At 70.4% G+C, this 20529-nt stretch carries 19 protein-coding genes and 1 riboswitch; of the genes, 7 read left to right on the forward strand and 12 right to left on the reverse strand.

What is annotated here, in order from left to right; genetic code table 11:
* Window positions 1–124 precede the first annotated feature (124 nt).
* The 3 genes from KZ829_RS38445 to KZ829_RS38455 all read right to left on the reverse strand — a co-directional run bounded on the left by KZ829_RS38445 (window position 125) and on the right by KZ829_RS38455 (window position 3135).
* Window positions 125–1108, reverse strand: a complete 984-nt coding sequence (locus KZ829_RS38445) for an aldo/keto reductase (protein WP_220148761.1) — start codon at window positions 1106–1108, stop codon at window positions 125–127.
* Window positions 1109–1129: 21 nt separating this feature from the next.
* Window positions 1130–1984, reverse strand: a complete 855-nt coding sequence (locus KZ829_RS38450) for a helix-turn-helix transcriptional regulator (protein ID WP_220148762.1) — start codon at window positions 1982–1984, stop codon at window positions 1130–1132.
* A 161-nt stretch (window positions 1985–2145) separates the two neighbouring features.
* A complete protein-coding gene (locus KZ829_RS38455; RefSeq protein ID WP_220148763.1) occupies window positions 2146–3135 on the reverse strand; it encodes a GlxA family transcriptional regulator in 990 nt (329 codons plus the stop codon).
* A gap of 168 nt (window positions 3136–3303) precedes the next feature.
* Between KZ829_RS38455 and KZ829_RS38460 the strand changes: the two genes are divergently transcribed.
* Both KZ829_RS38460 and KZ829_RS38465 read left to right on the forward strand, forming a co-directional pair.
* Window positions 3304–3930, forward strand: coding sequence for a DJ-1/PfpI family protein (locus tag KZ829_RS38460; protein WP_246636964.1), 627 nt, complete (start codon window positions 3304–3306; stop codon window positions 3928–3930).
* A gap of 83 nt (window positions 3931–4013) precedes the next feature.
* The gene (locus KZ829_RS38465) at window positions 4014–5165 is read left to right on the forward strand and encodes a tetratricopeptide repeat protein (protein ID WP_220148764.1); all 1152 of its coding nucleotides are present in this window, start codon (window positions 4014–4016) and stop codon (window positions 5163–5165) included.
* A 25-nt stretch (window positions 5166–5190) separates the two neighbouring features.
* On the opposite strand, the gene KZ829_RS38470 is transcribed toward KZ829_RS38465, so the two are convergent.
* Window positions 5191–6387 carry a benzoate/H(+) symporter BenE family transporter gene (locus tag KZ829_RS38470; protein ID WP_246636965.1) on the reverse strand — a complete coding sequence of 399 codons (1197 nt, stop codon included), beginning with the start codon at window positions 6385–6387 and terminating at the stop codon, window positions 5191–5193.
* 21 nt (window positions 6388–6408) lie between these two features.
* Window positions 6409–6494: riboswitch (ZMP/ZTP riboswitch) on the reverse strand.
* A gap of 34 nt (window positions 6495–6528) precedes the next feature.
* On the opposite strand from KZ829_RS38470, the gene KZ829_RS38475 reads away from it, so the two are divergent.
* Window positions 6529–7530, forward strand: coding sequence for a DUF4037 domain-containing protein (locus KZ829_RS38475; protein WP_220148765.1), 1002 nt, complete (start codon window positions 6529–6531; stop codon window positions 7528–7530).
* Here the strand turns inward: KZ829_RS38475 and KZ829_RS38480 are convergent.
* From KZ829_RS38480 to KZ829_RS38505, 6 genes are all read right to left on the reverse strand, one after another.
* Entirely contained in the window at window positions 7523–8335 is an 813-nt protein-coding gene (locus KZ829_RS38480) for a carbohydrate ABC transporter permease (protein ID WP_220148766.1), read from the reverse strand. The genes KZ829_RS38475 and KZ829_RS38480 overlap by 8 nt on opposite strands.
* Window positions 8332–9210 carry a carbohydrate ABC transporter permease gene (locus tag KZ829_RS38485; RefSeq protein ID WP_220148767.1) on the reverse strand — a complete coding sequence of 293 codons (879 nt, stop codon included), beginning with the start codon at window positions 9208–9210 and terminating at the stop codon, window positions 8332–8334. Before KZ829_RS38485 ends, KZ829_RS38480 begins: the two co-directional genes overlap by 4 nt.
* Window positions 9207–10508, reverse strand: a complete 1302-nt coding sequence (locus KZ829_RS38490) for an ABC transporter substrate-binding protein (RefSeq protein ID WP_220148768.1) — start codon at window positions 10506–10508, stop codon at window positions 9207–9209. The genes KZ829_RS38485 and KZ829_RS38490 overlap by 4 nt, the downstream gene beginning before the upstream one ends.
* A gap of 12 nt (window positions 10509–10520) precedes the next feature.
* On the reverse strand, window positions 10521–12536 hold the full coding sequence (locus tag KZ829_RS38495) for an alpha-galactosidase (RefSeq protein ID WP_308285842.1): 2016 nt from the start codon (window positions 12534–12536) through the stop codon (window positions 10521–10523).
* Between the two features lie 13 nt (window positions 12537–12549).
* Window positions 12550–14706, reverse strand: coding sequence for a CBM35 domain-containing protein (locus tag KZ829_RS38500; protein ID WP_220148769.1), 2157 nt, complete (start codon window positions 14704–14706; stop codon window positions 12550–12552).
* Window positions 14707–14817: 111 nt separating this feature from the next.
* Complete coding sequence (locus KZ829_RS38505; RefSeq protein WP_308285843.1) at window positions 14818–15831, reverse strand: LacI family DNA-binding transcriptional regulator; 1014 nt, start codon at window positions 15829–15831, stop codon at window positions 14818–14820.
* Window positions 15832–15881: 50 nt separating this feature from the next.
* Between KZ829_RS38505 and KZ829_RS38510 the strand changes: the two genes are divergently transcribed.
* Together KZ829_RS38510 and KZ829_RS38515 are read left to right on the forward strand one after the other, a co-directional pair.
* Window positions 15882–16175, forward strand: a complete 294-nt coding sequence (locus KZ829_RS38510) for a hypothetical protein (RefSeq protein ID WP_220148770.1) — start codon at window positions 15882–15884, stop codon at window positions 16173–16175.
* Window positions 16176–16286: 111 nt separating this feature from the next.
* Entirely contained in the window at window positions 16287–16871 is a 585-nt protein-coding gene (locus tag KZ829_RS38515; RefSeq protein ID WP_220148771.1) for a hypothetical protein, read from the forward strand.
* Window positions 16872–17006: 135 nt separating this feature from the next.
* Here the strand turns inward: KZ829_RS38515 and KZ829_RS38520 are convergent, their stop codons facing one another.
* Window positions 17007–17423: a PRC-barrel domain-containing protein gene (locus tag KZ829_RS38520; protein WP_220148772.1), complete on the reverse strand. Its 417-nt coding sequence runs from the start codon at window positions 17421–17423 to the stop codon at window positions 17007–17009.
* Between the two features lie 402 nt (window positions 17424–17825).
* On the opposite strand from KZ829_RS38520, the gene KZ829_RS38525 reads away from it, so the two are divergent.
* The gene (locus KZ829_RS38525) at window positions 17826–19598 is read left to right on the forward strand and encodes a sensor domain-containing diguanylate cyclase (protein WP_308285844.1); all 1773 of its coding nucleotides are present in this window, start codon (window positions 17826–17828) and stop codon (window positions 19596–19598) included.
* On the opposite strand, the gene KZ829_RS38530 is transcribed toward KZ829_RS38525, so the two are convergent.
* On the reverse strand, window positions 19588–19914 hold the full coding sequence (locus tag KZ829_RS38530; RefSeq protein ID WP_220148774.1) for an STAS domain-containing protein: 327 nt from the start codon (window positions 19912–19914) through the stop codon (window positions 19588–19590). The genes KZ829_RS38525 and KZ829_RS38530 overlap by 11 nt on opposite strands.
* Before the next feature lie 353 nt (window positions 19915–20267).
* On the opposite strand from KZ829_RS38530, the gene KZ829_RS38535 reads away from it, so the two are divergent.
* The coding region (locus tag KZ829_RS38535; RefSeq protein WP_372454005.1) for a carbohydrate ABC transporter permease at window positions 20268–20529 on the forward strand (262 nt) is incomplete at its 3' end.

The following is a 20529-nucleotide window of genomic DNA, read 5'->3' on the forward strand; positions in this document are numbered from 1 at the left end:
GGCGCGGCACAGGCCGGAGCGGGCAGTGAGATCGCGGCGACCGGACGGGACGGCCCTGATGAGGCGGGGACGTGGTCGCGCGTACCGGAAAATGCCGGCGGCGAAACAACGACCTCGACCACCTCTAACGATTGGTCATGCGCTCCATGTGCTCGGGGTAGCGGGCGCCGTGCACCTCGATGGCGGCGGCCGCGGTCTCGATCTCCCCGACGTCGGCCGCGGTCAGGTCGACCTCGGCGGCGCCCAGGTTCTCGTCGAGGCGTTCCAGGCGGCGGGTGCCGGGAATCGGCACGATCCACGGCTGCCGGGCGAGCAGCCAGGCCAGCGCGATCTGGGCGACCGTGGCGCCCTTGCGGGCGGCGACCGAGGTCAGCAGGTCGACCAGCGCCCGGTTGGCACGCCGCGCCTCGGCGTCGAAACGAGGCAGGCCGGCACGCATGTCGCCGGGCGCGAACCTGGTGTCCGCATCCATCTTGCCAGTGAGGAAGCCCCGGCCGAGCGGGCTGAACGGGACCAGGCCGATGCCGAGCTCGGCACAGGTGGGGATGAGCTCCGTCTCTGGGCCACGCCACCACAGCGAGTACTCGTTCTGCACCGCGGTGACCGGCTGGACGGCGTGCGCCCGCCGGACCGTGGCGGCGGCCGCCTCGGACATGCCGAAATGGCCCACCTTGCCGGCCTCGATCAGCTCCTTGACCGTCCCGGCGACGTCCTCGATCGGCACGTCCGGGTCGACGCGGTGCTGGTAGAACAGGTCGATCCGGTCGGTGCGCAGCCGCTTGAGCGACGCGTCGGCCACCTGCCGGATGTGCTCGGGCCGGCTGTCCACGTCGCGGCCGCCCTGGCCGTCGATGGCGAAACCGAACTTGGTGGCGATGACGACCTGGTCGCGGACCGGTGCGAGGGCTTCGCCGACGAGTTCCTCGTTGACGTACGGTCCGTACACCTCGGCGGTGTCGAACAGCGTGACGCCCCGCTCGACGGCGGCCCGCAGCAGGGCGATGTTGGCGTCCCGGTCGGGGCCGGGTCCGTACCCGTGGCTCATCCCCATGGCGCCGAAGCCCAGCGCGGACACCTCGAGGCCCTGGCCGAGGGTGCGTTTCTGCACGGTTCTCTCTCCTTGACGAAGTCATCCGATCTCCTGGGCCGTGACGGCCCAGGAGGCGAGCAGGGCGAGCGCGTGATCGGTCGACGACTGCGGCTCGGCAGTGTAGATCGTCAGCGTGAGGTCGGGTTCGGCCCGCAGGTCCATGGTCTCGTAGTTCAGGATCAGGTCCCCGACGACGTGGTGCCGGAAGTGCTTGACCCCGGTGCCGTGGATCCGCACGTTGTGCGCCGCCCACCGGCGGCGGAAGTCGTCGCTGCGGGTGGACAGCTCGCCGACCAGGTCGTGCAGGCCCTTGTCGTGCGGGTCCTTGCCGGCCGCGGTCCGCAGGTTCGCCACCGTGATGTCGGCCGCACCGTCCCAGTCGGGGAAGAACCGGTGGGCCGCCGAGTCCAGGAAGGTGAACCTGGCGAAATTCGGGTGGCCGCCCGCGAACGCGTCGCTGTACATGGCGCGGCCCAGCAGGTTCGCGGCGAGCAGATCGCCCCGCATGTTGGACAGGACCGCCGGCGCGCTCATCGAGTCGAGCGACCATTGCAGACTGGGCCGGACCGTCCACTGCTTCGGCCGGCGCCGGGGTCGCAGCACCGCGCTGCTGCCGTCCGCCTCGTGGGCGAGCCGCAGCAGGTGGGCCCGCTCGGCCTCGTCAAGTTGCAGAGCCCGGGAGATCGCCTCCAGCACCCCGGCGGACACCCCGGCCAGCGTGCCGCGTTCCAGCTTCGCGTAGTACTCGACACTCATCCCGGCCAGTGCGGCGACCTCGCTGCGGCGCAGACCGGGAACCCGGCGCTGCCCGGCGGCGGGGAGCCCGGCCCGCTCCGGAGTGATCTTGGCGCGTCGGGAGGTGAGGAAGTCGCGTACCTCGGCTCGGTTGTCCACGACACGACCGTACGACGCGGTCCGCCCACCTGGGATGCACTGCCGATACACGCATCACCGGTACTCGCCGTGATCATCACATCGATCACGCGCTACGGTGGACGCAGCGCTCAAGGAAGATCCGGGCCGGGCCCCACAGGGTCACCGGACCGGTTGACACGTCACCTCGAAGTGGTGACGCGATCATCGAGCATCCCCCACCGGGCTTCCGGAGTCTGAAAGGCCGCCCGATACGCGTGCGGGCTGGTGCCGACGACCTTCTTGAACCGGTCGCGGAAGGCCGTCGACGACCCGAATCCGGCCTGGCCGGCGATCCGCTCGATGGAGTGGTCGGTGGCCTCCAGCAGGTACTGCGCCTGACGGATCCGGGCACGCAGCAGCCATTGCAGCGGCGTGGTCCCGGTCTGCTCCCGGAACCGGCGGTTCAGTGTGCGGCAACTCATCCCCGCCTGCTCGGCGATGTCGTCGAGCGACAGGGCCCGGTCCGCGTTGTCCTGCATCCATTTCAGCACCGGCTCCAGCTCGGACCCGCGAGGAGTCGGTGGCTGATCATGAACGATGAACTGCGCCTGGCCACCCTCCCGCTCCAACGGCATGACCGAGAGCCGGGCGGCGTCGGCCGCGACCGCCGACCCGTGATCGCGCCGGATCAGATGCAGGCACAGATCGAGCCCGGCCGCCGCTCCGGCCGAGGTGAGGAACTGCCCGTTGTCGACATAGAGAACGTCAGGATCGACTTCCACTTCCGGGTACGCCTCCGCGAGCCGCTTCGTGACCAGCCAGTGTGTGGTCGCACGCTGCCCGTCGAGCAGCCCGGTGGCGGCGAGAACGAACGCGCCCGCGCAGATCGACGCGATCCTGGTGCCGCCGGCCGCGGCCGAGCGCAGGGCGCCGAGCACCCGCGGTGGGACCGGGGCGGCCGGATCGGCGCAGCCCGGAATGATGATCGTGTCCGCGTCGGCCAGGGCGTCCAGCCCCCATGGTGGCGTCAGATGGAAAGCGCCGGAGTCGACGGGTCCGCCGAGCCCGCAGACGCGGACCCGGTAGGCGGCCCGGCCGTCCGGCAGGCGGGTCCGGTTGAACACCTCGATCGGGGTGGACAGGTCGAAGGGGATGACGCCGTCCAGGGCGAGCACGGCCACGGTGAGCATGGCGCGAAGGTACTGCCCGGGCGGGCACCCACCAAGCCGCGGACCAGCGCGCCTGTGGATAACTCGTCACTGGCGAGAACCCGTTGATACCTGGCAGTCCAGCCACTTCTCGGTGGGACGACCGCTTCCTAGGGTCATCTCGTTCCCCATGAGAAGGACTGATTCACGTTGCTTGCACAGATCGTGTTGTTCGACGGTTTCGACCCGTTGGACGTCATCGCGCCGTACGAGACTCTGGTGGCCGGCGGGATCCCGCGGGTCGAGCTGGTATCCGCCGAGGGGCCGCGTGCCGTCCCCAGCGGGATCGGCTCCCTGACGTTGCACGCCACCGCCCGTCTGGCCCCTGAACAGGCGGACCTGATCGTCGTCCCCGGCGCGGCCGCCGCGGCTCTGGACGAGATCCCGGCGGTGCTGGCCCGCGCGCTGGAGACCCCGCTGCCCGGGATGCTCGCGGTCGTCCTGAACCGGCCGGGCGCGATCACGGCCACGGTCTGCGGCGGTTCGCTGTTGCTGGCCATGGCCGGGCTGATCACCGGCCGTCCCGCCACCACCCACCAGTTCGGTCTGGACGCCCTCACCGCGGCCGGCGCCGTGGCGATCGACGCCCGCATCGTCGAGGACGGTGACCTGATCACCGCCTCGAGCGTCACCTCCGGCCTGGACCTGGGTCTCTACCTGCTCGAACGAACCCTGGGCGCCCCGTCCGCCCACGCCGTCGAACGCCTCTTCCACCACGAACGCCGAGGCACCGTCTGGCGCCCCGCCCCCACCGCTTCCCAGCCGGTCACCCGATGACGAAGTTCCTGCTGTTCCCGGGCATCGGCGGCCTTCTGGTCCTGCGCCGCCTGGCCTGGGCGAGGCGGGCATAATCGCCAGCCGTGAGTGGAGTGGCGTCGTATCAGCGGGCGAGCGCCCTGCTCGACGTCGGCCGCGACGCCCAGGCCGTCGAGACGCTGCGGGCGGCGCTGGCCGAAACACCGGACGACGCCGCCCTTCTCACCCTGCTCTCCTTCGCGCTGCGCCGCCGGCGTGACCTGCCGGGAGCGCTGGCGGCCGCCGAGGCCGCACTCGCTGCCGAACCCGGCCGCCCGGAAGCGCACGTCGAACACGCCGAAACCCTTCTCGCCCTGCTACGCGACGGCGACGCACGTGCCGCCGCCGAGCAGGCCGCCCGCCTGGCCCCGAACCGGCCGTCCGGCCATCTCGTCCTGGCCCGTGCCCTGGCCGCCGACCGCCACTTCGCCGAGGCCCGGGCCGCCGCCGCGCGCGGGCTGGCCCTGGCGCCCCGCTCGGTCGAGGCCCTGCTCACCGTGGCCGACGTGGCCCGCGACGCCGGTCGCCGTGACGAGGCCGAGGAGGCGGCCCGCACCGCCCTGCGTATCGATCCGGACAGCGAGTACGGCCGCTGGCTGCTGGCGATGCTCGACGCCGAACGCCTCCGCGTCCGCCGCTCTCTGCGCACTCTGCGTGACGTCGCCCGGGACAACCCCGGCCGCCCCAACGTGCTGTCGATGACGTGGCCGATCCGCCGGCTGCTGTCCGGCCTGCGCCGCTGGCTCACCGTGGCCGTGGTGCTGACCTGTGCGGCCGCCCTGATCGCCGTCCGGTTCCCGCCGATGCTGCCGCCCAGCCGCGCGATGGCAGCCGTGTTCGTGCTGTTCGCGGCCGGTTTCAGCCTTCGCCTGCTGCTGCCGGCGGGTGCTCTTCCCTGGCGCAGCCTTCGGTTCACACCGCCGTTGCTGCGCCGTTCGCTCCACCTCCGCATGGTCACCGCGGTCACGCAGATCGGGCTCCTCATCGGGTACGCCGTAACCTCGACGACCCTTCTGACAGTGATCGCGGTCGTCCTCGTACCCCTGCAGTTGCTCCTGGGTCTGACCGCCGCGATCGGGGCCCATCTCGACGATCCGGGCCACCTGCACGCGCTTCGCGACATCGTCCGCCAGCTCCGCGAGTGGCGAGCCGGGCTACGCCAATGGTGGGCCGACACCCGCCGCGACCTGCGCGACGCCTGGCGCGACGACCCGTGACCACCACACCGGGCTGACGATCGGCTCAGACGGTCACCTTCGCCTCGCGGCGGAACGCTCCGGTGGCCGCCGCGGTGAGCAGGCCGGCGATCAGTCCCCAGAACGCGGACCCGACGCCGAGCAGCTCGATGCCGGAGGCGGTGGCGAGAAGCGTCACCACGGCGGCCTCGCGCCATCGGTCGTCGCGCAGGCCTGTGGTCAGCGAGCTGCCGATCGTCCCGAGCAGGCCGATCCCGGCGATCCCGAGCACGAGGACCGCGGGCAGCGCGGCCAGCAGTGAGGTGATGGTCGCCCCGAGCGCGGCCACGCAGAGGTAGAACACGCCCGCCCACACCGAGGCGAGATACCGGCGCCTGGGGTCGGGATGGGCGTGCGGGCCGGTGCAGATCGCCGCGGTGATCGCGGCCAGGTTGAGGCCGAACGCGCCGAACGGGGCGAGCACCAGGTTCACCGCCCCGGTCCAGGTGATCAGCGGCGACACCGGCACCTGGTAGCCGTCGTTGCGCAGCACGGCGACGCCGGGCAGGTTCTGCGACGCCATGGTGACCACGAACAGCGGCAGCGCCACCCCGATGACGGCCTGCCAGGTGAACGACGGCATCGTGAACACCGGCGACGCCCAGCCGAAACGCACCTCGCCGGGCCGGAACGAGCCGGTCGCCGCGGCCACCGCGATCCCGGCGGCCAGCGCGGTGAGCACCGCGTACCGGGGAAGGAACCGCCGGGCCACCAGGTAGGTGCCGAACATGGCGGCGATCAGTGGGAGGTCCTGGTTGGCGGAGGCGAACAGGCCGATGCCGAACTGGATCAGGACACCGGCGAGCAGCGCGGACGTCAGCGACGTCGGCACCCGGTCCATCATCCGGCCGAACCAGCCGGTCACGCCGATCAGCGTGATCAGCGCGGCGGACACCACGAACGCGCCGATCGCCTCCCGCATGGTGGCGCCTTCAAGGCCGGTGACCAGCAGCGCGGCGCCCGGCGTGGACCAGGCGGTGACGATCGGCGCCCGGAACCGCAGCGACAGGCCGATGCAGGTGACGCCCATGCCGACGGCGAGCGCCAGCATCCAGGAGGCGAGTTCCGCGTCGTCGGCGCCGGCCGCGCGGGCGGCGCTGAACACGATCGCCGCCGAGCTGGTGAAGCCGATCAGGACGGCGAGCAGTCCGGCGTTGACCGCGGACGGTGGGGCGTAGCCGAGGATTCTGCGCTGGTCGGGCAAGGCTCACTCCGCGTGGGTGGGACGGATCGCCCAGGCGCGCGGCACGGCCGTGTCGGCGGGCCGCTTCCCGGTGGTGCCCCACCTCAGCGCCAGTCACGGCCCACCGGCAGACTACGCGACGCCGGTGGCACCATGCCTGACATGTCCCCTGCGTTCGTGTCCGGTGTGGAACTGTCCCGCCGCTTCTACCAGTCAATACGCCCGCTGCTGCCGAAGGTGGCCCACACCGCCGCCCTGATCGGGCCCGGCTCGGAGGTCCTCGGCTTCGACACCGAGCGCTCCACCGACCACGACTGGGGGCCTCGCCTGCAACTGTTCCTGAGCGCGGAGGACCTGGCCGCCCACGGTGACGCCATCCGTGCCCGGCTGGACGCGGACCTGCCGGACACGGTCGCCGGGCACGCCACCACCGTGCTGCCGGGCCGTGGTGTGGTGGTCGCCGAGCTGGGCGCCTGGCTGACCGGGCGGCTCGGGTTCGACCCGCGCGACGGTGTCACCGTAAGGGACTGGCTGGCCACCCCGGCGCAGGCGCTGGCCGAGGTCACCGCGGGTGTGGTGCACCACGACGGCCTCGACCGTCTGCACCGGGTCCGCGAGTCGCTGGCCTGGTATCCCGACGACGTGTGGCGGTACGTGCTGGCCTGCCAGTGGCAGCGGATCGGCCAGGAGGAGCATTTCGTCGGCCGGTGCGGCGAGGTCGGCGACGAGCTGGGTTCGGCGGTGGTGGCGGCCCGGCTGGCCCGTGACCTGATGCGCCTGGTCCTGCTGATGAATCGCCGGTATCCGCCGTACAGCAAGTGGCTGGGCACCGCGTTCGCCCGCCTGCCCGGGGTGGACGGGCTGCGGACGGCGCTCACCGCAGGCCTGACCGCCGCCAACTGGCACGCCCGCGAGCATCATCTGGTCGTCGCGTACGAGACGGTCGCCCGCATGCACAACGATCTCGGGCTGACCGACCCGCTGGACACGAAGGTGCGGTTCTTCTTCGACCGCCCGTTCCGGGTGATCGGCGGTGGCCGGTTCGCGCAGGCGCTGGCCGGGGACGCGGTCCGGCCGCTGATCGGGACGGTCGACCAGTTCGCCGACAACACCGATCTGCTCAGTCATGCGGAGCGGGCGCGGGCCGTGGGCACGGTCATTTGACGGCGCCCGAGGTGATGCCGGAGATGATCCGGCGCTGGGCGACGGCGAAGACGACGATCAGCGGGAGGCTCATCAGGATCACGTACGCGAAGATCAGGTGCCAGTTGTTGAGGTAGAGCCCGGCGCTGGCCACCTGGAACAGGTTCAGGGGCAGGGTGTCGATGCGGCCGCCGATGACGAAGAAGGCGTAGAAGACGTCGTTCCAGACGTACAGGCAGATAAGAATGGTGGCGGTGGCGAGAACCGGGCGCAGCAGCGGCAGCACTACACGGCGGAACACCGCGAACGGTCCGGCGCCGTCGATGCGCGCGGCCTCCTCGAGGGATTCCGGGATGGTACGCACGAAGCCCGTCACGAAGAAGATGACCGTGGACAGGTAGATCCCGACGTACACCCCGATCATCCCGACCGCGGTGCCGGCGAGGCCGAGCTGGCGCAGCAGAAGGACCACCGTGACGACCGCCGGAGGCAGGATGATGCCGCTGATGCCGAGGGCGTAGAGCACGGCGGTGAGCCGGGATCCGCGCCGGGCCAGCACCCATGCCGCCATCGAGCCGAGCAGCAGCACGATCGCCACGGTCGGCGCGACGATCAGCAGGCTGCCGAGCAGGGCGGCCGGGATGTCGGCGTCGGTCCACACCTGCCACAGGTTGTCGAACAGGTGCCAGGTGGTCGGCGGGGTGAGGTCCGGATCGACCGCCTCCCCCTGGCTCTTGCCGGCGGTGGCGATCACCAGCCAGAGCGGCACCCCGATCACCACGGCGACCAGCAGCAGCGCGAACACGGGTTGCAGACGGCGGCTCACAGCACCTCCTCGCGTTTGCGCAGCACGTAGATGACCGGGAACGCCATGAGCGCGACCAGCAGGAACAGCACCAGGCTCATGGTGGTGGCCTGCGCGAACAGCCCTTGGCCGAAGGTCCGGTAGATGAAGATGTTGAGGATCTCGGTGGTACGCGCGGGCCCGCCGCCGGTGGTGGCCTGCACGATGTCGAAGCCGTTCATCGAGCCGAGCAGCGCGGTGGCGACATTGAAGGTGACCGCCGGCGCGAGCAACGGCACCCGGATCCGCCAGAACGTCCGCCACCTCGACGCGCCGTCGATGTGGGCGGCCTCGGTCACGTCGAGTGGAATCGACTTGAGACCGGCAAGGTAGATCAACATTGACAGTCCCATCCACTTCCATGCGTGGATCAATGCGACGACCACGATCGTCCATGTGGTGTCGGCGAGCAGCCCGGACGACTTGAGCAGCGCCTGGAAGATGTAGCCGACGGCGAGCGCGGACATCAGCACCGGGATGAGGAAGAACGTGCGCGCGATCCGGTTGACCGTCGTGTCCCGTTCCAGCAGGACGGCCAGACCGAACCCGAAGACGTTCTGGAAGATCGCGACCAGTACGGCGTACACGACCGTGATCCGCAGCGACCGGAACAGCGTGCCGTCCGACGTGAGCTGGGTGAAGTTCTCCACCCCGACCGGGTTGATCTCCGCCTTGAACCCCGACCAGTCGGTGAACGCGTAGACGAAGTTGAACACGGTCGGCAGGAAGAAGAAGATCAGGAGCAGGCCGTACGCCGGAAGCAGGAACCACAGTGGATGCGTACGGCGCCGGATGGTGCCCGGGCGTGCCGACGGCAGCGCCCGGGCCGGAGCGAGTGTTTCGACTGCCGTGGTCACTTGAGGTAACCGGCGGCCTTGGCGAGTTGGACGAACTGGTCCTGGGTGGCGGTGGCCACCTGGTCGGGCGTCATGGTGCCGGCGATCATGTCGGCCAGATTGATGTACAGGTCCGGGTTCGCGACGGCCAGGGCCTGCATGGAGCCGACCGAGGTGGACAGTGAGGCGTGCACGTCCTGGAGCGCCTTCGGCACGCCGGCCGGGCTGGCCACCGCGGTCTGCAACGACACGGTGTTGCGGTCGGTGACGAAGTCGCTGTAGCCGGGGCCCATCCAGTAGGCGAGAAGCTGGCGGGCCGCCGATTCCCGCTTGGCGTCACCGGTCTTGAAGGCGACGAGAGCGTTCGACTGATCCGGGATGAACGTGCCGACGTTCCCGGACGGCGAGATCGGGAAGAAGCCGATCTTCCGGTCCAGCGTGGCGGTGTCCGTTTTGGCCTGCAACTGCCCGAAGAACGAGTTCACCTGCACGACCATGGCCGCCTTGCCGTCCAGCAGCGCCGTACCCTGGTCCTCGAATTTGGCGGTCTTGATGTCGCTGTTGAACAGCCCTTCCTTGATCAGCGCGTCGTAGCGCTTGATGGTGTCGACCACCGCCGGCGAGGTGAACTTGTCCTGACCTGTGTTGATCCGGTCCCACAGCCCGGCCTTCGCGGCGTCGGCGAGTTGCACCTGCACCCACCACTGGGTGGCCCACCGGTCCGCGCCCATCTCGTAGAACGGTGTGACGCCCTTGGCCTTGAGATCGCGGGCCAGCTTGATCATCTCGTCGAAGCTCTTCGGCGTCGCGGTGATCCCGTTCGCCGCGAAGACCTCCTTGTTGTAGTAGACGCCCTCGACGGCCGGGCTGGTCACCAGCGCCGCGTAGCGGGTTCCGTCGAGCAGGCCGGTGATGTCGCGCAGCGCCGGATCCATCGACGGCAGCCACGGCGCCTCGCCGAGCGGCTGGAGGTTGGTCTTGGCGTTGATCGCGGTCAGCATCGAGGCGGTGGGCTGCCAGAACGCCAGGTCCGGTTTGTCGCCGGTGGCAACCTTGGTCTGGACGCTCTGCTCGTAGGGGTCCGGAACCGTGACGATCTCCACGGTGGCGCCGGTGGCCTGCTGGAAGCCCTCGACCACCTTCTTCGGCACGGTGTTGCTGTTCTGCGCGGCCCAGATGGTGAGCTTCACACCGTCCAGCTTGGCGGTCGGATCGGCCCAGGTGGCGACGGTGTCGCCGCTGGTCGTGGAGGCGGACGGGTCGGTGCAGGCGGCGAGCCCCAGGGTGAGGGCGGCGCCGATGGTTATCCAGCGTTTCATCCTGATCCTTCGTTATCGGGTGGTGCGGATCCGCAGGATCCGCGCGGCATGCGGGTCGGTGTCGGCGGTGGTCACGGTGAGCGAGCCGGTGGCGCTTTCCCAGTGGCACGCCCACGCGCGAAGCCGCCGCGGATAGAGCACCTCGACCGTCACCGGATGTCCGCGCAGGTGCCGGAGGTCGAGCGTCAGGTCGGTTCCGGCGCCGGCTCGCCGCCAGATCCCCAGGTAGGTGGTGTCGTGGTGGTGCAGCCCGAGGCTCAGCCACGGGTCGTCCCAGCCGGGCAGCCCGAGCGGCCACACCGGAGTCGTGGCGGCGAGATCGGCCCGGATGCCGTGGAAAGTCGCCACGCCCTCGCGTACGAGCGCCCGCTGCCCGTCGCTCATGGCGTCGAGCCGCCCGGACAGATAGAGCCGCCCGAGCATGCCGGTGCACATCGTGTAGGCGATCTGTTCGTCGCTCATCTCCGGCTGCGGGTAGGCCCAACTGGCGGCCTGCTCGGGCAGGATGGACAGCGGCGCGGCGACGGCGATCGGCGGATACCGGCGGAAGTCCTGCTGGTCGCTGGTGGACTGCACCTGCATCCGGCTGAGCATCGCGTAGTCGGCCCGCATCCCGCCGGACGCGCAGTTCTCCAGGATCAGACCGGGGTGCCGGTCCAGGATCCCGTCGAGCCACCGCAGGTGGGCCCGGTTGTGGTCGAGCAGCCCGGCCCCGGCTGCGGGCGCGTCCAGGTCGGTTCCGGCGCCCGGGTCGATGTTGTAGTCGAGTTTGAAGTAGCCCACCCCGAACTGCTCGACCAGCCGGTCCACCACCTCGTCCAGGTGCGCGACCGCGGCCGGATGCCGCAGGTCGAGGTGGTAGCGGCCGTGCTCGACCAGCCGGGTCCCGCCGCGCTGGAGGAACGCCTCGGCGGGCAGTTTGTCGGCCATCGGGCTGCGTACGCCGATGACCTCCGGTTCCAGCCACAGCCCGGAGACCATGCCGTGTGACCGGATCCGATCGACCACCTCGATCAGGCCGCCGGGGAAGCGGCTCGCCGACGGCTGCCACTCCCCCACGCTGTCCCACCAGGTGGTGTCGTTGTCGTACCAGCCGGCGTCGACGCAGAACACCTCGGCGCCGGCCGCGGCCGCCGCGTCGATCAGCGGCAGCAGCTTCGCCGTGGTCGGGTCGCCCATCAGCGTGTTCATGTAGTCGTTGAACACCACCGGCAGCGCGGCCCGGTCCGGGTGCGGCCGCAGCAGCCCGCGCCGGTGGGCGGTGAGCGCCGCGACCGCCCCGTGCAGGCCGTCGCCGACCGCGATCGACGCCGGGACGGTGGTGAACGACTCGCCCGGTCCGAGCGGCCGCTGCCACTGATGATCGATGTCGGTCGGGCCGGTCAGCGCCAGGTAGCCGCCGTCGAGCCGTTCGCCGGTCTCCCACCGCCACGGCCCGTTGTGCTCGACCTGCCAGGCGACCGCCGTCCCGGTGACCCGGTCGACCAGGACGCCGGTGGGCTGGCGTGCTCCGGTCGACCAGGTTCCGGTGCTGGTCACGGCGTACCGGCCGCGCCCGTCCTGACCGTGGATCCGCAGGTTGAGGTCGGGCGCGTGCTCACGCAGCGGCCGCCGGGTCCAGCGGCCCTCGCCGAGCCATTCGCCCTCCCCGCTGACCAGATCCAGGTTGTCGACGGGTCCCAGCCCGATCGCGCACGTGGTGACGCCGAGCAGCAGGACCGGTTCCGGCCCCTCATTCGTGATCGTGGTCCGGACCTGGGTTCCGCCCGTCAGCACCACCTCGGCGGCCAGCCCGCTCTCGCCGTCCCGCAGCCGGATCCGCAGCTGTTCGCTGCCGGAGAGCGAGCTGCCGGCGAACCGGAACCGGCGGCCGATCGTCGTCTCGGAGAACCGCGCCGAGACGTGCCCGCGCCCGCTTCCGGCGGTCAGCACCTCGACCAGCGGCTGTGCCGCCCCACCGTCGAGACGCATGGTCACCGGTCCGTCCGCGGGGGTGTCGATGACGAACCGTCCCCAGGCCAAGCTCACGAAGACTCCCTACTCAGCCGAGAACGGCGGCGATCTGGATGCGGTCGATGTTCGGCGCGTAGCCGGAGGAGGCGTTGCTGAACGTGATGGTGTTGGCCCCGGCGGCCAGATCCACGTCGACCACCCTCGTCCGGTACGTGTTCCAGGCGAGCGTGTTGCGGAAGACGACCTTCTTCGCGGCGCCGCCGTTGACGCTGATGTCGGCGTACCGGTCGACGATGTTGTTGTTGTAGGCGTGGTCGCCGACCACCTCGGCGTTGGCGTAGCTCACCACCAGCCGGTAGCGGCCCGCCGACGGCACGGTCACGCCGTTGAAGCGCAGCGTGTTGGCGGCGCCGGCACCGAGCCAGCCGACGTACCGGCCGCCCGAGGCGGCGCTGTCGGACACCACGACGGCGGTCCCGCTGAGCGTGTTGGCTGCGCTCTCGCTCTCGTACGCGTTGACGGTTCCACTCGTGGCCGCGACGTCCAGATAGTCGACATTGACGGCGTCACGGTCGTCGGTGGTGTAGGCGTTGTACTCGATCCGGTTGATCCCGGCCGGCAGGTACACCTTGGTGGTGACGGTGCGCCAGGTGTTCCAGTCGGCAGTGGCGGGAAGTGCCACGTCGGTCAGGTTCGAGCCGTTCACCCGCAGCCGGATCGACCGGTCGGCCGGGGCGCCGGTGTAGGGACCGGCGCTGTAGCGCAGGCTGAGGTTGTAGTAGCCGTCGGCGGGCGCCGTCACGACGAACTTCGTGCTCGCGGTGCTGCTCGCCCCGTACCCCTCGGTGAAGTAGGTCCCGGAGTAACCGGTGCCGGTGCCGTAGGTGATCCGCGCACTGCCGCCGAGTGCGGCGTATTCCGCCTCGTAGCGGCTGGTCGAGGCCGCGGTCAGGTCCTTGTTGGGGGTCAGGATGATCTGGTACGCGGAAGCGCCCTTCAGCCCGGTGAGCGGAACCGTGAGCTGCCCGCCGCTGGTGGTGAAGTCGCCCTCCCTGACCACATAGGGCCCGGCCGACGGGTTCAGGCCGGAGTTGTCGACACCCCAGACTGTCGCGTGCACGGTCGTGCCCAGATAGCTGGGCACCCCTCGGACCTGCACGTTCGTGTCATAGGTGCCGGAGGACGGGTTGTTGCCGCCGAGGATGATCCGGGCCTGCTTCTTGCCGGAGTCCGCGGCCGCGAGCCCCTGGAGGGAGCCGCCCGGCGAGGGTGGGGTGACCGCCACGGTGTTGCCGGTCAGCTCGCCGTACCACTTGTGCAGCCACCAGCCGCCGGTCGCCTGGTTGTTGCGGGTGACCAGGTCGTTCAGCCCGCCGGCCGTGGTCCAGTAGGCGAGGCAGCCGTCCACCTTGCTGTTCTCGAACTTGGCGACGAACTGCACCAGGTTCCCCGGCACGCCGAGGTCGCCGGAGATCCGGCCGTACTCGTTGATGGTGATCGGCCGCGCGCTGATGCCGAGGCTCGTCTCGATCGCCCGGTAGTCGGCGTAGTGCAGGTGCCAGCTGGAGAAGAAGTCGTCGCCGAGTTCGTGCCAGGCCATCACGTCGGGCAGCACGCCGTTGTCGCGGGCGTAGGTGAGGAAGGTCCGCAGGTCGGCGGAGCGGTAGGAGGCGAAGTTGGGCCCGGCGATGCGGGCGCCCGGGTCGATGGAGCGGATCCGCCGGAAGACGGTCTTCCAGTCGGTGAGCAGGCCGTTGAGGTTCCCGCCGTACCAGATCGCGTCGGGCTCGTTGAACGGCACGTACACGTAGGAGCTGCGGTACGGGTCGGCGACCACCTTGCGGGTCATCGTGTCGACCTTGGCGAGATAGTCGGCGATGCCCAGGTTCTCGTACGGCCACTGCTGGTAGATGTCCTGCATGTAGATCTGGATGTCGCGGCCGCCGGCGCGCTTGAACATCGGGGCGATCTTGAGTGCGTCGCCGTTCGGGTGCTGGAGCCCGTCCGGGGCCTTCTGGGCGGCGACCTGTGGTTTGAGGGCGGCGAGCATGGTCTCGTCGGGGATGCCCTCGTCGCCGAGGCCGTAGAGGAAGCCGGTCGCGCCGTAGCGCAGCGCGCCGGTGCTCGTGGCCAGATCGACCACGAAGGTGGACGGGGCGGCGTGTGCCGCGGGTGCGGTGAGCAGGGCGGCGGTCGTGGTGGCGACGACCGCGGTGGTCAGGGTCTTGCCGATTCTTCGTCTCATGGGGGTTCCACTCCGAATTCGACAGCATCCATGTGACCGGTCACACGATGGAGGACTGCGGCTAGTGTGACCGGTCACACAGCACGACCGGAAGACGCTGTTACAGTTTCGTTACCGGCTTGACGGGGCCGCCGTCGACTCACGGATCACCAGGTGCGGCACCTCCGGCTCGATGACCGGCGCGTCCACCAGCCGGTTCACGCAGGCCCGGCCCAGACCGAGGAAGTCCATCCGTACGGTGGTGAGCGCCGGTGTCCAGAACGCCGCCCCCGGCACATCGTCGAACCCCACGATGCTCACCTCGCCGGGAACGTCGCGCCCCGCCTCGTACAGCGCCCGGCGCACCGCCAGCGCCGTGTCGTCGTTGCCGCACAGGATCGCCGTGACCGCCGGATCCGCGACCAGCTCCCGCACCGCCCGGTAGGCCGACGCCACATCCCACCCGGCCGCCACCACCGGTGGAATCTCGGCGTCCACCCCGGACAGCGCCTCCCGCCACCCGCTCTGCCGCGCGCTGGCCCGCGCCTCGGACGGGATCGCCACGTGGTGGACGGTCCGGTGCCCCAGCTCCAGCAGATGCCGGGTGGCCTCGGCCGCGGCCTGCCGCTCGTCCAGGAACAACATCGGCCGTGCCACGTCCGGCAGCCCGCCCGCCTCGGTCGCCGCCACCACCGGCACACCGGCCGGCAACGCGCGCACCACGGCGGCCCCGGCCGGATCGAACGCCACCACCACGACACTGCCGGCGCTCGGATCGCTGAGGTGGTCGACGGCCTGACGGACGTCCGCGGCCGCCTCCGACTCGACGACCCGCACGCCGACCGCGAGGCCGAGCTGCCGCCCCGCCTCCTCCACCCCCTGGAGCACGGCGGCGTACCCGTAGAGGGTCGTGTTCGCGGTGATCACGGTGACCGCGTTCGCCCGGCCCGAGCCCAGCGTCTGCGCCGCCCGGTTGGGGCGGTAGCGCAGCCGGTCCATGGCGTCCAGAACCAGGCGGCGGGTCTCCGGCCGCACCCGGGGCGAGTTGTTCAACACCCGCGACACCGTCTGATAGGAGACCCCCGCCGCGGCCGCCACGTCCCGGATCTGCGGCCGGTCGCCGGTCCCGCCCTCACTGTTGTCCACGCAGATACTTGTATCGCGCCGGGCACAGCCGCCACAGGTAGGGTCGGCCGGTGACGATCCAACTGTGTGTGTTGCTGTGGGCGCGCCCCGGCGCCGCCGAAGCCCTGACCGCGTACGAGGACAAGGTCCTGGCCCTGCTCCCGGAGCATGACGGCCGTCTGATCCAGCGCGCACACACCGCCGACGGCGCCGCCCCGGACGCCCCGGCCGAGGTGCAGCTGATCACCTTCGGCTCGCAATCCGGCTACGACGGTTTCCTGGCCGACCCCCGCAGGACCGCCATGAGCGCCGAACGGGACGCCGTGATCGCCCGCACCGACCTCTTCCCGGTCACCCTCACCTGATCCCGGTAAGTGACCGCTACCGGCTTCGTGCCAAGCGCCGCCGGGGACCACCCCGGCACGTCACGTCCCGCATAGGCTGCCGCGAAATGCCTGTTCCACCAGGGAGGACATGTGGCGGCCCAGAGTTCGGCGGCCGGGCGCCGGTGGTTCATAGCTGTCCTGCTGGTCATGGTCACACTCGCGGTGATGGCCGGCCAGATCCTGAACCGGATGGCCCGGATCGGCGCCGGCCAGAGCCTCAGTGGCGGGATTCCGGTGTCGAGCACGCCGTCGACGGAATCCGTATCCTCCACGCCGATCTCGCCGGAGGCCGCGGCCACCTCTCCCAGCCCGGTCAAGACCCGCAAGCTGACCGAGCCGACCGCGCGAACCCCGTCCGGGCCGGCCGTCGACTATTTCCGGGTGGCGTCGGAGCCGACCTGCCCGTCCGGAACCGATCAGACCCGGCAGGAGGGCCTGCCGGTGGTCCTGGAGTGGAAGGTCACCGGCGCGTCGACCACCACACTGGCCGTCGACGGCCCGGGCGTCCACGGCACCTATGAGGCCGTGGGCTCGGAGAAGCTGACCTTCCCGTGCGACGGCGAGGCGGGCGACTACCAGACGCACACCTACGCCCTGGTCGCGACCGGCGAGAACGGCACCACGTCGAAGAAGCTGACGGTCAAGGCACAGATCCACGAGATCGCCACCGCCTGAGGACACGGGCCCTCCACGAGCGTCACCCACGGTGACGCTCGCGGTCTTCGGCCCCGGCCTGGTTGCCCGCCTCGCGCCAGGAGACCCCGGAGATGGTACGGCCGAAGCGCCCCGATCCTCCCGCTCGACGGGTGGTCAGCGGATGCCGGGGAACGGCGGGTACATGTACCCGGGCGCCCAGTACGGCGGGTAGCCGTAGTGGCCGTAGATCTTCTCGTAGTAGTCGCTCTGGTCGACGAGGTCCGGGTCGTATCGTGGCGCTCCCGCGATCCGGTCCTTGGCCGAGTCGATGAGCACCTCGTCGTCGGTGACCCGGCGGACGGCATCCACCGGGATGAACGACGAGACGGCGCCGATCCCGAGGATGCCCCCGTGTGCCACCCGCAGGAACCGCACATGGTTCTCGGCAGTGTCCACCAGCAGGTCCGCGACGGTGCCGACCTTCTCACCGTTGCTGTCGATCACGGCGCGGCCCCGCACGTCCTGCTCCGGGTCGGCGATCATCTGGTCGGTGTCGCTCAGCGGTGTCAGGGTGCCGATCGGTTCTTCCATCACCGCCACCTCCTTCCCGCCGTGCATACCCAACCGCGCCGCTGTTCATGTGACCATCCGAACCCGCCACACCGCAGCCGATCACGCGCGGCACGGCCCGGATCGGCAGCAGGCCCGCGCGCCACCCGCTCACGCCCGGCGGGCGCGGCACGGCCCGGAGTGGCAGCGGCTCGCGGGGACTCACGGGTTCGGCCGCTGTTGCCGGGGGCCGCTACGCCGTACCGATGACGGGTTTTCTCTTCAGAAGGCCTCGGCCGCGCCGACAAGGCGGGAAGGCCGGGGAGGTGGACATTGGGCATGCTGCACAGCAGAGGTTGGCGTCGCACGGCCGGTGGCCGGGTGCCGGATGCCGCGTCGCGGTGGATTCGCGGTGCTGTGGCGGCGGTCTACCTGTTGCTCTCGGTGACGAACTTTCTCACGCTGGACGGTCCGGCACGGACCGTGATGACGGTGCTCTACGGGGTGACGGCCGCGCTGCTGTGCCTGGCCGCCATGCCGGTGGTGGCCCGCGCGTGGCGGCTGCTGGCTCGCGGGCGTGGCGAGTGGCTGGCGTTCCTGCCGGTGGCCGACAGCGTGGTGCAGGTGGCGGTGACCGGGCGGCTGCATTACACGACCTCACTGATGTTGACACTGCTCGGGCTCGGCGCGGCGGTGACGTCCCGGCGGCTCGCCGCGGTGGCGAGCCTGGCGGGCCTGACCGGCTGGGTCGCGTCGGTGGTCGCGCTGCCCGAGTTGCGCGGCTCCGAGCTGGGGCATTACAGCCTGCAACTGGCCTTCGCGGTGGTTCTCGGCGCGCTGATGCACGAGGCCCTGCGCCGGCGTCAGCGGCAGCTGCGATCGGTGCACGAGCGCGCGGTGACGGTCGCGGACGGCTTCGAGCGGCTCTTCTACGCCTCGCCGTCCGGCGTGGCGATCGCGGATGACGAGGGGCAGGTGATCGCCGCGAATCCGGCCTTCTGCGAGCTGGTGGGTCAGCCCGCGGACGAGGTCGTGGGCGGGAGCATACGGCGCTACCTGCTCGAAGACGGCGCCGACGAGGGCCAGCGCGAGATCATCCGGCCGGACGGCAGCGTGCGGTGGGCCTATCTGACGATCGGGCGCAGCAACGTCGGCAAGGAAGTGAAGGACGTCCGGCGGCGGCAGTCGTGGACGCTGGTTCAGCTCCAGGACATCACTGAGCGTCATCTGGCTGAGGAAGCGGTGCGTGACTCTCATCGGCTGGTGGCGGCGGTGGGCGCGGCGGCCCGGCGGATCCGCACCGGCGAGGACGCGCGGACCACGATCATCGCGGCGATCAGGGATCTGGCGTACGCCGACAACGTGACGCTGCTGGAGCCGGCCGACTGCGGATCCGTGCTGGTGGCGACCGGGGCGGACGGTGCCGACGTGATCGGAACGCGGGTGCCGCTGGACGGCTCGTCGATGATCGCCCGGGTCTACCACAGCGGGGAGCCGATCTTCCTTGCCGATCCGGCCAAGGATCCGCGGGTCTCGACGGCGCTGCTCAGCATGGTCGACGGGAAGTCGATGCTGTGGCAGCCGGTGGTGGTGAACGGCATGATCATGGCGGTACTCGTGGTCGGCTGGACGCGGCGGGTCGAGTCGGTGAGCGACAACCGGTTCCTGGCGGTCGGGCTGCTGGCCGACGAGACGGCGCTGGCTCTGGATCACGATCGGCTGTTGCGCCGGCTGGAGCGGATGGCGTTCACGGACACGCTGACCGGGGTGCCGAACCGGCGGGCCTGGCAGGAGAACATGATCCGGCTCTGCGACGAGGTGCGGGCCACGGGTGCGCCGCTGACGGTGGCGATCGCCGATCTCGATCATTTCAAGCGATACAACGACACGTACGGGCACGCCGCCGGCGACGACCTGTTGCAGCGGGCCGCGGGCGCGTTCGGCGGCCAGTTGCGCGAGGACGACTTCCTGGCGCGCTGGGGTGGCGAGGAGTTCGTGATCGCGCTGCCGGGCGCCGGCGCGGCCGAGGCGGTGGCCGTGCTGGAGAGGTTGCGGACGGCGATGCCGGACGGGCAGACGTGCAGCATCGGTTGTGCCACCTGGAACACCACCGAGTCGGTCGAGCAACTGTTGCAGCGCGCCGACGACGCCCTCTACGTGGCGAAGAACGACGGCCGCAACCGGATCCGGACATCCGAGGTGGCGCTCACCGCGTGATGTCGCGAAGCCGGTGGTGGGCGACACCGGCCGCGGCCAGTTGTCTGGCCACCGGTTCCGGCGAGTGGTCGAGGTAGACGGCGACGTGCTGGACGTCGCCGAGGTGGCAGGCGGCCGCCAGGGCACCGAGGCTGATCGCGTCGATCTCCCGAACTCCGGCCAGGTCGAGGATCAGGCAGGACGGCCGGGTGTGCCGGATGGCGTGGATGAGAGCGTGGCGTAGATCAGCCGCATGTTCGGCGTTGAGCACGCCACGGAGCTGGATGACAAGGGTTCCGTCGGGGCCGGTGGTGACGGCGACCGTGGTAGCGGTCATCGCGTTTGCCTTCCGTTACCCGGCGTTCGCCGGGGCTCAAGGTTAGAACCTTCGACGGGCCGGGTCGAGGTGTGACCGGGAATTTCACCTGGTGACGGGAACATCGTCCGGGGGGCGTGGGCCGGGTGGCCGGCACGCCGGTTGAATCATTCAAAGATGATCTTGTGAACGAGGCGGACGGCCCGCGCTTGCGACATCTGAAACGATCCAGAATTTACCGCGGTGAAACCGTTGACGTGTTCGTCACACCCATGCAGACTCCGTGGAAAGCGCTTTCCTCCTGCTGAACCGCCAGCCGGGAGGTGAGCGCTTCGTTCTAGCTGCTCACTGGGTTCGACGAGAAGGAGGGTCATGTGAGCGCCCTCGGCTCTGCGCGTAAGCGTGACAACAAGGCCGCGTATCTGTTCCTGTTGCCCTGGTTCGCGGGGCTGGTCCTGATCACTGCCGGGCCGGTGACGGCGTCGTTGGTGCTCGGGTTCACCGACTACAACCTGATCCAGCCGCCGGAGTTCAACGGTTTGGAGAACATCACCCGGATGCTCGGTGATCAGCGGCTGCATCACGCGCTCGGTGTCACGTTCGAATATGTGCTGATCTCGGTGCCGTTGCAGTTGG

The organism is Actinoplanes hulinensis, from assembly GCF_019429605.1.
Taxonomy (GTDB): Bacteria; Actinomycetota; Actinomycetes; order Mycobacteriales; family Micromonosporaceae; genus Actinoplanes; species Actinoplanes campanulatus.